9 protein-coding genes and 1 pseudogene are annotated in these 16,724 nt (G+C 33.1%); 3 read left to right on the top strand and 7 right to left on the bottom strand.

Annotated features, from left to right (window positions below):
- Nucleotides 1–72: 72 nt before the first annotated feature.
- From BTO04_RS15185 to BTO04_RS08085, 3 genes are all read right to left on the bottom strand, one after another.
- Complete coding sequence (locus BTO04_RS15185; protein ID WP_157662442.1) at nt 73–216, bottom strand: hypothetical protein; 144 nt, start codon at nt 214–216, stop codon at nt 73–75.
- Between the two features lie 142 nt (nt 217–358).
- Nucleotides 359–904, bottom strand: coding sequence for a hypothetical protein (locus tag BTO04_RS08090; RefSeq protein WP_087564019.1), 546 nt, complete (start codon nt 902–904; stop codon nt 359–361).
- Between the two features lie 101 nt (nt 905–1,005).
- Nucleotides 1,006–1,470: a phage tail protein gene (locus tag BTO04_RS08085; protein WP_087564018.1), complete on the bottom strand. Its 465-nt coding sequence runs from the start codon at nt 1,468–1,470 to the stop codon at nt 1,006–1,008.
- Between the two features lie 1,143 nt (nt 1,471–2,613).
- Here BTO04_RS08085 and BTO04_RS08080 point away from each other — a divergent pair.
- On the top strand, nt 2,614–5,382 hold the full coding sequence (locus BTO04_RS08080) for an ATP-binding protein (protein WP_087564017.1): 2,769 nt from the start codon (nt 2,614–2,616) through the stop codon (nt 5,380–5,382).
- Between the two features lie 251 nt (nt 5,383–5,633).
- Here BTO04_RS08080 and BTO04_RS08075 read toward each other — a convergent pair.
- A pseudogene (locus tag BTO04_RS08075) lies at nt 5,634–5,879 on the bottom strand (transposase); the annotation flags it as partial.
- 442 nt (nt 5,880–6,321) lie between these two features.
- On the opposite strand from BTO04_RS08075, the gene BTO04_RS08070 reads away from it, so the two are divergent.
- A complete protein-coding gene (locus tag BTO04_RS08070) occupies nt 6,322–11,379 on the top strand; it encodes an FG-GAP-like repeat-containing protein (protein ID WP_198342044.1) in 5,058 nt (1,685 codons plus the stop codon).
- Nucleotides 11,380–11,392: 13 nt separating this feature from the next.
- Nucleotides 11,393–11,560 (top strand): hypothetical protein, encoded by a 168-nt coding sequence (locus BTO04_RS15340; protein ID WP_198342043.1) that lies wholly within the window; start codon nt 11,393–11,395, stop codon nt 11,558–11,560.
- A 110-nt stretch (nt 11,561–11,670) separates the two neighbouring features.
- Here BTO04_RS15340 and thrC read toward each other — a convergent pair whose 3' ends face one another.
- The 3 genes from thrC to thrA all read right to left on the bottom strand — a co-directional run bounded on the left by thrC (nt 11,671) and on the right by thrA (nt 16,583).
- Nucleotides 11,671–12,954, bottom strand: a complete 1,284-nt coding sequence (gene thrC / locus BTO04_RS08065) for a threonine synthase (protein WP_087564015.1) — start codon at nt 12,952–12,954, stop codon at nt 11,671–11,673.
- 63 nt (nt 12,955–13,017) lie between these two features.
- The gene (locus tag BTO04_RS08060; protein WP_087564014.1) at nt 13,018–13,947 is read right to left on the bottom strand and encodes a homoserine kinase; all 930 of its coding nucleotides are present in this window, start codon (nt 13,945–13,947) and stop codon (nt 13,018–13,020) included.
- Nucleotides 13,948–14,144: 197 nt separating this feature from the next.
- The gene (thrA, locus tag BTO04_RS08055; RefSeq protein WP_087564013.1) at nt 14,145–16,583 is read right to left on the bottom strand and encodes a bifunctional aspartate kinase/homoserine dehydrogenase I; all 2,439 of its coding nucleotides are present in this window, start codon (nt 16,581–16,583) and stop codon (nt 14,145–14,147) included.
- Nucleotides 16,584–16,724: the final 141 nt, after the last annotated feature.

Below are 16,724 nucleotides of genomic sequence, written 5' to 3'. Positions count from 1 at the left end.
ATAGGAAAAACTAAATTAAAAATAGCTAAAATTCAAAATAGCTTAAATATTATTAATAAAGAATTAATAAATCTAAATAAACTTTGTGATGATGTCCGAAATTAGGTTTTCAAAAATTACAATACTTTGTTTATCTAACAGTTCTTTATCTTCATTAGATTTTTGAATTAAATCTTGTATTTCGTTTCCTAAAGGTTTCAATTTTAAATCAATCATTGATTCGAGTTCAAATAAAGATTCTATTGATTTTTCTAAATCTGTTCCAAAATTAAATTTAGGTTCTAGTTCTTTAATTATCTCTTGTTTACTTGTTTCGCACTTTTGCTTAATTAATTAAATTGTTTTCATAGTTTAATTTTTATTTATGTTTAAAAAATTTATTAGATAATGAATCAACTTGTTTTAATTTTATTGGTTTTATGGAGTTTTCCTTTTGTAATTCTTTATTTTCTTTTTCCGTTATTGATAAAGCTCCAAATAGACAAAGTGAAACTACAGAAAGAAAGAAAGAAACGTACAAAGTTTTGGTTGTTTTCTCGAAGAATTTCCCGAAAGGCACGAAGATGTCTTTGGCATTATCATTGTTTCCGTCCTCAATTAATTTTCTCCTTTTTTCAAGAGCCAGAATCCCATTATCTAAATTCTTTATTTTCTCGTACCAAACGATTAGAGAAAGTAGGATATTCAGTCCAAATAGAAATATTGAAGATATCAAAAGGAGGTAATGACCTTTATTCTCAAAAAATTTATTAAAAGCAATTGTTAAACCTAACAAAGTTGTAGATAAAACTAGAATTTGTTTTATAAAACTAAAAAATTCAGAATTTCTTTCTATTCTAATTTCGTTCTGTTTTTTATTTATAAAATCTATCATTTCCTTACTCATAATTTCCTTTTCACTCATTCCTTCTTCTTACTTAGTTACCTCTTCTTGTATTAAACACAACAATTGTATATGCGTATTGTTGATATATCACATATATGTTGTACGTTTTAAAATTATCTTTATTTGCTATTCGTAATTATTAATTGTTCGTGTGCTATTTCTAATGTATCAACAGCAACTTCGTTTCCGTCCGACTTAAGATCTGTGCTTGTAATTTTTGTAGGCCAAGCATTATTTAATTGCCATTGAATCGTTACTTTCCCATTTTCATCTAGTAACTTAATAAGAACTGTACGTCGCTTAATAGTATTCATTGAAATTTCTTTATGCCATTCCCAAAAAGTATTATCATTTACAAAAACGCCTCTTTTCATAGTAATATTTCCATATTTTACTATTCCTGGCATTTTTTCTGTAGAAAAAAGTTTGCTGTTGCCTTTGCGATATTCAATTATTTGATTTTCAACATCCATCCCAGAAAGTTCTTGAAAGGCAACGCCCTTGAGTTCAATTCCTAAGTCGACTTCAAACCTAAATTTAGGCATCGGCCATATTGCATCTTCATTACTACCATCGTCTGCCATAATAATTATTTTTTTTATTAGTCTAAATTGTTGCCAACAATTGTATATGCGTATTGTTGATATACGGCATATCTGTTTTACGTTTTAAAATTAACGTTTGTCAGCATTATGTTATGTCAGTATACTTAACCTATTTGGCAGGACATACTGATGTTTTACGCTTTATAACAATTTGTTTTATTAAAGCAATTATACATGTGGATTACCGCAAATATTCCTATTTCTTTTAAAGTGTTTTATGCTCGCGTTCCAAATGGAGCTGTTTATACTTAAAAAAGCAATAAGCCAAGTTACTCGTTTTAAGTATGAAAATATAGCGTATTAATACCTGTTTTAATGATGTAGATTTTAAAAAACACTGCTATCATTAATAGGTTGTTCCTTGCTATAATTGTCTAATGGTATGTTTTTTTTAATTTTAAAACTTCATCTAATGAACCCTTATAAGAATAGCGTTTTTTGTTTTCAGGAAACAAGGTGCTTACATCTAAAGAGGGGTGTGTTTCTTTTGTTTTAGCCGCTTTAATAGGTGAAAAACTTTCTAAAAACTCAAATATGGGAATTTCTTGTCTTTGTAGCCAACAAAAAAAAATCCTAACAATATAAATTGTTAGGATTTTTTACTTTTATAGAAGTACCGCATTTGATTATTTCATCAAATAAGCCTTTAAATTTTTAGACTTGGTAATTTTTATGGCGACCTTTTTATTTTTTTTTAAATCTTCCATAAAGACAATAATTTAAGTCTCTTTTTACACTTATTTACAAGCTCTTGGTGCTGTATTTTTGTCATTTTTGAAACCCAGCATTGTGTAATAATTGGAAGAAAATATGTTTACCTCGTATTGGAAAATCTTCCGCTACCGAATGGAAATAAACCTTTAGCACTTAATTTTTAAACAACAATGAGTATTATTGCTGTTTCAATTTAAATTTTATAATCAACCAGATTCCTTTATTTAAGATTACATTTACCGTAAATTTACCGTAAATTTACCCTAAATTTAGGATGTTTCTACCTATTCGAAGTTTAAATAGAATTAGTGCATACTAATAAAAAAAATACCCCAATAAAACACTCATAAATTAACGAAGTGGTCTCATTCTTCTTTATAAGAGTTGTTTATTTCACCAAGAACTATTATGAAGAAAATTACTTTTCTGCTCTTACTTTTTGTAATTCTTTTGTATAACCCTTTTGCTTTTTCTCAAACTAGTGTATCAGTAGATACGAGTGGAATAAATGCAACAAAAATCACAAAAAATAGCCAGGCTCACAGCTATCAATTATCAAAAAAAACAGCCTCATTGGTCCGTTTATTACCTCAAGTTTCAACAGCATCAGAAAGAGTACTAATTTTAGAAAATCTAAAAAACGAGAAATCAGCGAATAGCATACAAGAGCTAAAAGTTCAATTGACCAAAGTAGCGGGAGATGAAAGATTGGAAATGAAATTGAACGAAAGATTAGGTAGAGCGTCTAAATGGGTAAAAAATATAAATGATGCCTATCAATATTACACGAGGACTCTTTACTTGGCAGAAAAATTGCAAGAGAATAGGACCATCGCTATCGCATGTTTCGAAATTGCCAACAGCATCCGATTGGGAAATATAATAGATCGCCCATATGATTCTTATTTTTTAAGGGCCATCGAAATATTTGAAACCTTAAAGGATCCACTCAGTAAATCTTATCTGCTTTATGCAAAACTTCTGCTGGAAAAGGAGGACAACATAAGATTAACATATGCTAAAAAAGCTGTTGAGTTATTAAAACGGAATTTAAGCAGGTCTGATACATTGATGATGGAGTCCTTAGCGCGACATTTAAATGCAGTTGGTCTGTATCAGGAGGACGAGAAGGAAATTGAAACATTTAAAGAAGGTTTATTGATAGCCAAAGAAAGTGGTAATTATTTACTACAGGCCTATATCTTAAATAATATGGGGTATCATTTTCGTATGAAACAAGAATATGATAAAGCCATTCCATACCATTTAGAAGCACTTGATATTTCTATATTTGCTGGAATTAAGGGGTTAGCAGCGAACTCGTTTAATAACTTATCTGTTTGCTTTAGAAATAAAGGTATGTATAAAGAGGCACTGGAATTTTATCATTGTTTCTTTTTTTTTCAGTCAGAGATTAATAGCAATAATTTTTATGAAAACTTAGCGGAAGTACAGGTTACACATCATGTGAATAGCGTGGAATTAAAAAACGATGTATTACGTGCTGAACAAAAATTTCAGGGGAAACAAAGGTTGATTTTGAGCGTCACCTTATTTTTACTGCTACTGATTGTAGGGCTCATTTTTTGGAGCCGAAATAAAATCACAAAAACGAATAAAAAATTAGAAGCCTTAGACAAAATTAAATCCAGGTTTTTTGCGAACATCTCTCATGAACTAAGAACCCCTATTACTTTAATTAATGGTCCAATAGAAGCAGTGATTATGGGTGAGCATGGAAAAATTAATGCTGCTGTAACCAATCAGTTGACGGTGGTGAAGAACAATGGAAAAAATTTATTGAATTTAGTAAACGAAATTCTTGACTGGACAAAATTAGAGGCAGGCAAGCTAGAACTTGTCGAAAACCCTGTACAAATTTACTCATTTTTAAATGAGCTATTCGCAGCATATCAATCAGAGATTCATAGCAGAAAAATTAATTTCCATGTGGATTGCAGCTATGAGAAGGAGCTGTCAATAGCTATCGATGAATTGAAATTTGCTAAAATCATGAACAACCTTTTGTCTAATGCTTTCAAATTTACAGCAGACAATGGTAAAATCACCGTTTGTATAAAAGAGGAGAATGAAAAAATGGTTATTAGTGTAAAGGACTATGGACAAGGTATTCATCCCGATGATGTGCAGCATGTTTTCGAAAGATTTTATCAATCAGCACAATCAGATATTAAAGCCAGTGGAGGAACAGGAATTGGACTGGCGCTAGCACAAGAGTTGGCAAAGCTTCATAAAGGATCTATATGTGTAGTTAGTGAATTGGGTGTTGGAAGTGAGTTTATTTTTTCATTTCCACTCAAAAATGTAATTTTAGGGACCGCTGAAATCGTTGTTGATAAAGTAAACGTTCACATAATCAAAAGTAGTCTTGGTAACAGCATCACGAAATATGCAGCTATTTTCGAAATAGAAAAGCCAGTCCTGTTACTAACAGAAGACCATAAAGAGATGCGAGCATTTATTATATCGATAGTGAAGCCATTTTTTAGAGTACTTGAGGCTACAAACGGTTTAGAAGCACTAGAAATACTCGAAAACAACACCATTGATATTATTATTTCTGATGTGATGATGCCAAAAATGGATGGATTTGAATTGCTAAAAAATATAAAAGGTGACAAGAGATTCAAAAATATTTCCATGATCATGCTAACAGCAAGAGCATTAGAAGAGGATAAATTGTTTGCACTTAGATTAGGAGTAGATGATTACCTCACAAAACCTTTTAGTCCAGAAGAACTACTGGTGAGAACAAGGAATATTTTGGAGAATAGGATTGTTAGAAAGCAAGCAGTGGAAGAATTACCTTTAGATGTTGATAACAGAGATACTGTGGATGCAACATTCATTAAAAAATTAAAAAATCTAATAGAAAAGTATATTGACAGCGATGTATTAAATGTTTCATATTTGGCATCAGAAACGTTGCTCAGTGAGCGCCAATTGCTAAGAAAAGTAAAACTTCTTACCGGTTATACACCTGTGCAGTTCATTAAGGAAATACGCTTAATAAAAGCAAAATCATTCCTAGAAAACCGTCAAGTAAGTTCTGTAGCAGAAGCTGCTTATAAAGTTGGCTTTACTAAAGTTCAATACTTTTCAAATCAATATATAAAGAGGTTTGGGGAAAAGCCCTCTGATTCTTTTTCTACATAAACAAAATAACCAATTAAGATTAGGAATTTATCCTTGGGAAACGTGAAATATCTAATAAATTTGTCACTATTTTCTTAAGCTATATTTTTATTGTTTTTAATTATTAACGCTGTTTCCATTTCTACTGGCTATTTATAACCTAAGGCAGAATGTAGCCTCTTATAATTATACCATTTAATCTATAGGTTACTCTTGGATATTTGATAGTAAGAGGAGAAAACATCGTTTTCGGGTGGTTTGCTTACCACCTTTTTTAAGATGTCACGTTCCATCATTCCATTCTTTAATTCTTCCTTTAGTGCTTTGAGCTCTTGACCTGCTAGAGATGCTTCCTTCTTTTTAGAAAAATCTTCAGATTTTAACTTGTATTCTCGTTTCCAATGCCCAACCATACCCAAGCTTAAGTCATAATCCTCACCAACTTGTTTTGTTTTAATACCTGAATTTAACAGTTCTACGATTATAACTTTAAGTTCATTGTCATACTTTTTTACCATAAGTCAAATATAAAATTTATAAGCTCATAAAAATCGTCATATCAAAGGTAGACACTCCAACGAGACACTCTTTTTTGGAGGCAATTAATTAGGTCATGCAACACAAACCCGATGACAAAAAATAAAGTAAAATATATTTCCTCTTCATCTAGTAGTAAAAGAAAGTTTTGGTCTAAGAAAATAATTCTTTAAAAACTTCACTTTTTATCTTACAAAAAGATTAAAATGTCTGATTTAGGGCACAAGTTGGTCTGATTTGGGTACTATACTTGTCTTTATATTTGCAGTATCAGATAATTAAACCGCATATTTTTTTTTGGTCTAATTATGTATAACTCATTTTTTTTATAAAACAAATTAAACGATTATGAAGAAAGTTACTTTTCTATTTTTATCTAAAACTTTACGCAAGTCCTGTTATAAGGTTTTTATCTGCCTTGTGTTGTTCTCTCATTTTGCAGAAGTCAATGCTCAAACGCTTCCTACTATTAGTTCATTTACTCCATTAACAGGAGATGCAGGAGAAACGGTAACAATTACTGGAACCAATTTTAACACAATACCTGCTAACAATATTTTGTTTTTTGGAGCTACAAAAGCAACGGTTTCAGCGGTAACAGCCACTAGTTTAACGGTTACAGTTCCTGCTGGAGCAACTTACGGACCTTTAACACTTGTCGATTTATCTGTTAATAAGACTATAAATAGCAAAAAGTTTTTTACTCCTACTTATAGCCCTAGTAAAGGGGTTCTTACCCCTGCAGATTTTAGCACCGAGCAGAGTTTCTCAACAGGAACAACCGAGCCGAGCAAGATTGCTGCTACTGGAGATTTAGACGGAGATGGTAAGCCAGATATAATTATCGCAGAAGGTAGCGGAACAAATATAATGTTGATACTACGCAATACCGGAGGTAATGGTACTGCAAGTTTTGAAACTGCTCTTGGTATTAATACTGGCGGTTATAATACGAGTCTTGCAGTAGGAGATATAGATGCAGATGGAAAATTGGATATTGTAGAAGTCAATTATAATAATAACAGCTATGTGAAGGTTTATTTAAATACCACTGCAGCGATAGGCTCTATAAGTTTTGCAGATCCTATCAATTTGATTACGGGAGTTTCTGATTATAAACTTCAGAATGTGGCAATTAGCGATTTGGATGGAGATGGCAAGGCAGATATTGCTGTTGTATATAATGATAATACAAGTAATGATACAAGTAAAGTATTCCTGTTTCGCAATACTGGGAGTGTTGGAACAGTTAGTTTTACCAAATTTGAATTTGGTGCAGGAATTGGACCGAAAGGAATTATGATAGGTGATATAGACAGTGATGGCCTACCTGATCTTGCAATTACTTCAAAAGGAACTTCTATTCGAGTATTACGCAATACAAGTACAAGCGGTACTTTAAACTTTGTAAATAGTGGAGATTTTACAATCGGTGGTACTGAGCCCACTGATTTAGCATTAGGTGATTTAGATGGTGATGGTAAATTAGATATAGCAACAGTTAACTTCTATGGTGAGAATGTATCTGTATTGCTTAATACGAGTACAAACGGTACCGTTAGTTTTGCAAATAAAACAGATTTTGCAATCGGAAGTAGAGCAAAAAAAATTGCACTAGGAGATCTTAATGGAGATGGCAAACTAGATGTGGTTGTAACACAGAGTGGAGCAGCGGTGTTTATTTTAACGAATACAACAACTACAGCTGGAACAGTAACTTTTGATCCTAAGATAGATATTTTAAGTACGGGAACTTCACTACAAGCAATGATACTTGATTTAGATGGAGATGGTAAGACAGACTTTGCAACTGGAGGAAGTAAAAAAATAGTAGTATTTAGTAATGGAGATCCTCTTAAGAATGCAGATTTAGAGGCCTTAAGTATTTCAGAGGCTACATTAAGTCCAACATTTACACCAAGTACTACAGCCTATACGGCCTCCTCTGTAAGTAATACAATAACAAGCATTACAGTTACCCCAACCCAAACACAGTCAAATGAGACTGCAACCATACAAGTAAGAGTAAATGATGAAGCGTACACTGCCGTAGCATCTGGTGCTGCATCAGACCCTTTGGATTTAAATGTGGGGGCAAACACAATAGATGTAAAAGTTACATCTCCAGATGGTACAACTATAAAAAATTATGGGATCACCGTAACTAGAGAATTGCCTGTCCCTTCCTATATGGTTTCTGGTGCAGGTACGACAGCAGTAAATGGTCTATACGTATATTTCGGGAAAAACAACAGTAACAAGCAGGTTTGGCAATATGGTTCTTACTATTTAACAAGTAATGGTTATAATGCTTGGATAGGTACTAGTACTTCTTCCTATTATAGTTCACAATACTCTGCGAATGCTTATAATAAACCTTCTCCACTTGACTGGAATATGTCAAGAAATTATGGCGCTGATCCAGCTCCAATAATTGAATTAGCTGCACCAAAAGTAACGTACGCTTCTTCTACATTCATAGAGAATAGTACAAATAACGGTGCGGTTACTGCTACAACCACCATAACACATAATAACTACGAAAGCGCAACATTTACCGGTGCTGATGGTGAAGATTTTGTTACTTCTGGTAAGGCAGTGGTTACTGGAGTTCCAACAGGATTAACAGCTGTAATTACAAGAGACAATAACTTACAACTTACTTTTTCCTTGACAGGAAATGCAAGTGCTCATGCAAATGCTAATGACTTAAATAATCTTACTATTACTTTTCAAGATGCTGCTTTTAGCGATAGTGACGCTGCAAATACCACTAATTACGCTACAAACCTTAGTATAAATTTTATCGAGCAAATAAACGTTGGAAGTGGTGAAACTTATACTACCATTCAAAGTGCAATAGATGCTGCGGGTAATGGAGATGTATTGCTATTGGCGGCACAAACCTTTACGGAACAGAATATTACGATAACAAATAAGTCGCTTTCAATTATTGGTGTGAGCCCTGCGAGTACGATAGTACAAGCGCATGCTGTTGCTGGATCGGCAACGGATAGAGTTTTTAATATTACGCATAGTTCTTATGCTGAAACTAATTTTAATAGCTTCGAAAAACTAACAATTAGACACGGGAATGTTGCTAATAGCAATGGTAATGATAGAGGTGGAGCACTGTTTGTCTATCACACAACGTTAAAGTTAAAAGATTGTGCCATTGAGTCTAACAGAGTTGGAACTACTGGTTGGGGTGGATACGGTGTAGGTGGAGCAGGTGTTTATGTGCAAATATCAAACTTTATATCGGAAAATTCTACCTACTATGACAATCACCATACTTCTGAAAGTAGACCAGGAGATATGATGGGTGGAGGAGCAATCGCTTTTTTCCCTAACGATCAAGTTAATTACATGGAAATTACCAATTCCACATTTAGTGATAATAGCAGTGGTAATGCTGGAGGTGCTATTATGAATAGACCAACAGTTACAAATGACATTAGAATAACGAATTCTACTTTTGTAGGGAATTCTGCTCCATATGGTGGGGCTTACATGCAAATGGGATCTGGCGCTAATCCGCAGCCAATTTACCTAACAAACTCATTGTTTTATGGTAATACAGCTCCTTTAGGAGGGTCTCAAATGTACTCTGAACAAGCCACTAATTGGACGGTGAATAACTGTTTAATAGAAAATACTTCTTCTGGTGGCCTCGCTGGCGTATATACAGATTGTATTGTTGGAGAGGATCCATTATTGGGTACTTTAGCAGATAACGGAGGCTTTACAAAAACCTATAGTATCGGCGCTGGAAGTCCAGCAATAAATAGTGGTACAACAACAAGTCTGCTTTTAGACCAAAGAGGGTTTTCAATTGTGGGTACCAGGGATATAGGATCATACGAATATAGTGCTAGGGAGTCAAACACTTTTACTGCAAATGGTAATTGGTCTGAAAATGGTAATTGGTCAAATGGAAATCCATCTGAAAACCAAGATGTTATTATAGCAGATAACGTAAGTGTTACCCTAGATGTAGATGATATATCTATGTATAATTTTACTTTAAACACAGGAGCCTCTTTAGTAATTCCTAAAGACAAAGAATTAACAATACTCGGAAATTTTACAACGAATGGTTCTCTTTCTTTAGAGTCTGATGGCGCAGATAGTGGTGTTTTGCTTATAGAGGGTGCTACTTCAGGAACCATCACGTATAAAAGAGGTGGTTTGTTAGCAAATAAATGGAGCATTGTTTCGCCACCAGTTTCTGGTCAAGAGATACTTTCTTTTGCAGAAAATGCAGATAACAATATACGAACCAATACAACTGTTGCTCCTGTAAAATATGCGATTGCAAGCTATGATTCATCACAAAGTAACGATGCATGGAAATATTATACAGCAGCGACACCAGCAGCAGAAGAGTTTTTACAAGGTGAAAGCTATTCTATATCTAGAGTTACAGATGGTGAAGTTTCTTTTACTGGATCATTAAACATAAATGATATTTCTAAAAATTTAACGGCAAATCGCTGGTCTGCCATAGGAAACCCTTATACGACCTATTTAGCTGCAAACAAAAATGGAAATTCAAGTTTTTTAAATGATAATTTAGCTTCTTTACATGATACTTTTAAGGGTATTTATATTTGGGATAACGCACAAGAAAAATACATTGCTGTAACTGAGGTAGATACTAATAATAGATCTTTTGCACCAGGGCAAGGTTTTTTTATAAAAATGAAAGAAAATCAAAGTAATATTTCTTTTAATAAAGATAAAAGACAGTTGAAACCCGCTACAGGAACAACAGTCTTTGAAAAAAATCAAACGACAGTACCAGAAATAGTTGTAAGCGTATCTAACAGCAGTGTTACGGTAAAAACAAACATCAAATATTTTGATACGGCTACTACCGGTTTAGATCCTGGATATGATATTGGTAATTTTAACGGTGCTTCTTTAGATATTTTTACACACTTAATAGAAGATGGAAATGCTGTAAATTATACGATACAATCTTTACCAAAATATGGTTTTGAAGACGTGATTATTCCGTTAGGTATTAAAACGGATGCGGGAACGGAGCTTACATTTACTGCAGATTCTATTGATTTACCAACTGATTTACAGGTTTTTATAGAAGACCGCGTCTTAAATGTATTTACAGCATTAAATGACACTTCATCATATACCATAAATATTGATAGTGATATGAACGGTATCGGAAGGTTTTATATCCATACGGCCAAAACGGTATTAAGTACTAATAATGCGTTTGGATTAAATAATGTAATGCTCTATGTAAAAGATGCCACTACTTTAAGTGTTTCTGGTTTGACAGGTGGGCAAACAAAATTAAAATTGTATTCGCTTGTAGGAAAACAAATTTTAAAGACCACTTTCGAAGGATCTGGGGAGCGTGAAGTTTCTATACCAAGTCTATCTGTGGGTGTTTATCTTGTGCAACTGCAAACGAAAGAAGGGAAATTAATTAAAAAAATTATTTTAGAATAAATCAATACATAGTATGCAACAAATAAAACAGAGTACCGAAGCTATTTCAAGAAAAGAAGCTATAAAAAAATTGGGTAATTGTGGCAAATATGCAGCGCTAACAGCATTGGGAACATTTTTAATCTTAAGCCCGCTAAGTGCGCAAGCATCGTCACCAATAGCACCTGGGGAAGGTTTTTAGCCATTCTTTAAAATTAATAAAAAACAGTTTATTAATTTGTATAACAGCAAAAAAATCCTAACAATATAAATTGTTAGGATTTTTTTCTTTTATAGAAGTACCGTATTTGATTATTTCATCAAATAAGCCTTTAAATCTTCGTAACTAGTCGCTTTTATAGCCACTTTAGTATTGTCTATTATTTTTTTAATTTGCTCAGGGATTTCTACTTTAACGGGTAACGTTTTTTCTACAACATCTAAAAATTTTACGGGATGCGCTGTTTCTAGAAAAACACCAAACTCATTTTCTTTTAATCCGTATTTTTTTAAACCTAAATAACCAACAGCTCCATGAGGATCTGCAACGTAGCCAGAATTGGTGTAGATTTTTTTCATTGTTTCTCGCGTTTCATCATCCGTAAAACTATAAGAAGAAAAAGCCCTTTTAAGGGTTTCTAAGTCGTTATTAAACAATTCTTGTATTCTAATGAAGTTACTTGGGTTACCAACATCCATCGCGTTAGAAATAGTAGCTTTAGATAGTTTTGGTTTGTAGATTCCATCCACTAAATAATTAGGAACGGTATCATTTATATTTGTAGCTGCTACAAAGTGTTTAATAGGTAACCCTAATTTCTGTGCCATAATTCCTGCACAAATGTTTCCGAAGTTTCCACTAGGAACCGAAAAAATTAACTCTTTGTGTTTTTTATGTAATTCTTTATACGCAAAGAAGAAGTAAAACATTTGTGGCAACCAACGTGCAACATTTATAGAGTTTGCTGAGGTTAATGTTTTTGTAATCTCTTCATCTAAAAAAGCGGTTTTCACCATTTCTTGGCAATCATCAAAAACGCCATCAACTTCTAGCGCAGTAATATTCTGACCTAAAGTTGTTAATTGTTTTTCTTGAATATCACTTACTTTTCCTGAAGGATATAAAATAACAACCTTTACGCCTTTTGCTCCTAAAAATCCATTTGCAACAGCGCCTCCTGTGTCTCCAGAAGTAGCTACTAAAACAGTAACTTCGTCATCACTATCCTTATTGAAGTACTCTAAACATTGTGCCATAAATTTAGCGCCAACATCTTTAAAAGCCATTGTTGGTCCGTGAAACAATTCTAGAGAAGCGATGTTATCATCAATCTTTACCAAAGGAAAATCGAAAGAAACTGTTTTTGCAATAATGTCTTTTAGTTTTTCAGTCGGAATTTCATCACCTACAAATTGCTTGATTACTTCGTAAGCAATTTCATGATGTGTGTATTCAGAAATATTCGCAATAAATTCTTTTGAAAGTGGCGTGATATTATCTGGGAAATAGATACCTCTATCTTTAGCTAAACCTTCTACAACTGCGTTTTTAAAAGTTGATATTGGTGATTTATGGTGTAAACTGTAGTAGTTCATTCTTTAGAGTTTTTGGTTTTGAGTTTTAAGTTGCAGTGGAAACTAACCACTAAACATTTAAAACTAATAACTATTTTTAATTTTTATTCCTTCGTGATTTACTTTTGAAATAAACATTTCAAAATCAATTCCAGTATTTTTATAACTTTCTTCAATGCTTTTGTAAACGGTATTAGCAACTTCATCACCTTTACATAAGGCAAAAATTGTTGGACCAGAACCGCTAATTCCAGCACCTAAAGCTCCCGCTTTTAGTGCGCTATTTTTAACGTTATCAAAAAACGGAATTAAGCCTTTACGAGCAGGTTCTGCAATGATATCTACTAAAGAATTACTGATTAAGTTGTAGTTATCAGTATATAAACCACTAATTAAACCACCAACATTTGCCCATTGCGTAACTGCGTCTTTTAAGGCAATTTCTGTGGGTAAAACATCTCTGGCGTCTTTTGTTTTTATTGCTATTTGTGGATGAATTGCAACCACTCTCAACTCACTTGGTACAGGTAGTTTTATAATTTCTAAGGGTTCGTAACTTCTTACTAAAACGAAACCACCATAGATTGCTGCAGAAACATTGTCTGCAATAGGAGCTCCACAAGCAACTTCTTCCCCAAACATGGCAAATTTTGTCAACTCTAAATCAGAATATATATTTCCTAATAATTGATTTGCACCAAAAGCAGCACCAGCAGCACTTGCCGCAGAACTTCCTAGTCCGCTTCCGGGTGAAAACCCTTTATGAATTGTAAGTTCAATTCCGAAATCGGCATTTGCTTCATCCAAAACCTTTTTAACAACTGCACTTGCTGCATTTTCATCAACATTATAGGTTAAATCAGCACCCGTAATATTGGTTATTTTCACGCCTTTTTCAGTTGTTTTTGTAAACGTCATTTCATCTCCAATTGCATCAACAGCAAAACCAAGAGAATCGAATCCGCAAGAAACATTAGCAACCGTTGCAGGAGCGAAAATTTTTAAATAATCCATAATTTCAGTATTCAGTATTTAGTGCTCAGTTTTCAGTGTTTAGTTTTCAGTTTTTAGTGTTCAGTGCTCAGTGTTTAGTTTTCAGTTTTCAGTTTTTAGTGTTCAGTGCTCAGTCAGTTGTTAACTGCTTACTGCTACTGCCAACTGTCTACTGCCAACTGCGACTGCGACTGCGACTGCGACTGCGAAATGCCAACTTATTTATTCGCTATTCTAATTACATCTGCAAAAATACCAGAAGCAGTAACATCTGCACCAGCTCCAGCGCCTTTTATGATTAAAGGGTTCTCTGGATACCTGTCTGTAAAAAACAATACAATATTATCACTTCCTTCTAAATTATAAAAGGGATGATCTGAAGGAATGTGTTGTAAACCAACATTGGCTTTTCCATCAACAAATTCTGCCACATATTTTAAGCGACACTCTTTGTCATTTGCTTCTTTAAAAATGTTTTGAAAATGCGCTTCGTTCTTTGTAAGTGAAGCGTAAAAAGTGTCATTAGTATCAGTTTTTAAGCTGTCTTCAGGTAAAAAAGCATTGTTAGCAATGTCTTCTAATTCTAATTGATAACCACTTTCTCTCGCTAAAATTAAAATTTTACGAGCAACATCAACACCGCTTAAATCAATTTTAGGATCTGGTTCTGTGTATCCTTCTTTCTGCGCAGCTGCAACAACATCATGAAAAGTTGAATTTTCATTAAAGTTATTGAAAACAAAATTTAAACTTCCAGATAAAACTGCCTGAATTTTTTGAACGCGATCTCCAGAATTTATTAAATTTTTAAGGGTGTCTATAATTGGTAAACCTGCACCAACATTTGTTTCAAACAAGAAAGATGCATTGTATTTTCTAGAAACGTGTTTTAAAGTTTTGTAATTATCAAAACTAGAAGCACACGCTATTTTGTTACAAGTTACTACAGAAATACTATCGCGTAAATAGCTTTCATACACTTCAGAAACTTGCTGATTTGCAGTATTATCTATAAAAACACTATTTCTATGGTTTGCTTCTTTTACTTTTTGATAAAAAAGAGCTAACGTTGTAGGTTCTCCGTTTTCTAATGCTTCTTTCCAATTATTTAGATCGATACCATGATTGTCAAAAGCCATTTTTCTGGAATTTGCAATTCCGATAACTCTAATATTTAATTTCAGGTTTTCTTTTAAGAATTTCTTTTGTTGGTGTAATTGTGCTAAAAAGCGCTCACCAACATTTCCTACACCCGTTACAAATAAGTTTAACTGTTTTGTTCTTTCTTCAAAAAATTGCTCATGTAAAATGTTTAAAGCTTTTTTTGCATTGTATTTATTGATGACAGCAGAGATATTTTTTTCTGATGAACCTTGCGCAATTGCTCTAATATTTACATTATTCCTTCCTAAGGCGCTAAACATTTGTCCGCTTAAACCTTGATGGTTTTTCATGCTTTCACCTACAACAGCAATAATTGCCAAATCATTTTCTACAATAATTGGCTTTATTTTCTTCCTGTCTATTTCTATGCTAAAAGTTTCGTCTAAAAGTTCTTTTGCTTTTTTTGCATCGTTTTCATAAACACCCACACAGATAGAATGTTCTGAAGAAGCTTGCGTAATAAAAACGACATTAATTTTTTGAAGAGAAAGTGTTTCAAACAAACGTTTAGAAAAACCAGGAATTCCAATCATTCCACCACCTTCTAAAGTAATTAAGCTAATGTCTTCGATGTGAGAAATTCCTTTAACTTCATTTCCGTTTTCAGGATGCTTACAAATTAAAGTTCCAGCGCTTTCTGGGTCAAAAGTATTTTTAATTCTGATAGGGATTTCTTTTCTTAATGCAGGTTGAATTGTTGGTGGATATAAAACTTTTGCACCAAAATGAGACAATTCCATTGCTTCTTCATAAGAAATTTCTGAAATAGGATACGCTTGTTTTACAACTCTTGGGTTTGCAGTATACATGCCACTAACATCTGTCCAGATTTGTAATTCATCAGCATTTAAAGCAGCTGCATAAATGGAAGCGGTAAAATCAGATCCACCTCTTCCTAAAGTAGTTGTTTCTCCTTCAATATTAGAAGAAATAAACCCACCTAAAATAGTAACTTGATGTTTGTTTTCTTTAAAAAATGAAATAATATTTTTATTAGTAGCTTTAAAATTTACTTGTGCATTTAAATAGTCATCATTGGTAATTACTAAATCCCTACTTTCTTTATGATTCGCATCAAATAACTCTTTTGCAGCATTTGCGATGATGTAGGAAGAAAGTCTTTCGCCAAAACTAGAAACTTTAGCCAATGTTTTGTCAGATAATTCTTGTAATAAAAAAATACCTGAGTAAATAGACGCTAATCGATCAAATAAATAAGTAACCTCTTTATCAACTTCTTTTATGTTTTTGATAATTAAGTGATCAATTACTTCAAAGTGTACTTCTTTAATTGAATTTAAGGTTTTTTTAGCGGATTCAATATCTTCTAAAGCTTCAGTAGCACCCGCTAATAAATTATTTGTTGTTTTTCCAAAAGCAGAAACTACAACTGCAACTTTTTGGCTTTTTGAAGCTTTAGAAATGATGTCTAAAACCTTTTTTATGTTTTCTGAGTTTGCGACTGAAGAACCGCCAAATTTTAATACTTTCATCTTATTAATGATAAATAGTTACTGAAATTAATTTTTATATGCTTGTTCCGATGTTGTTTCGAAACAATAAGTGACCTAATTTTATATAAATAGAAATAACCCCTAAAGGGTGATCGTAGTAGATGTGCGAGTACTATTTTC

Source organism: Polaribacter sp. SA4-10, assembly GCF_002163835.1.
Taxonomy (GTDB): Bacteria; Bacteroidota; Bacteroidia; order Flavobacteriales; family Flavobacteriaceae; genus Polaribacter.
The sequence above is the reverse complement of the archived record's forward strand: the minus strand, read 5'-3'. Positions and strand labels throughout refer to the sequence as shown.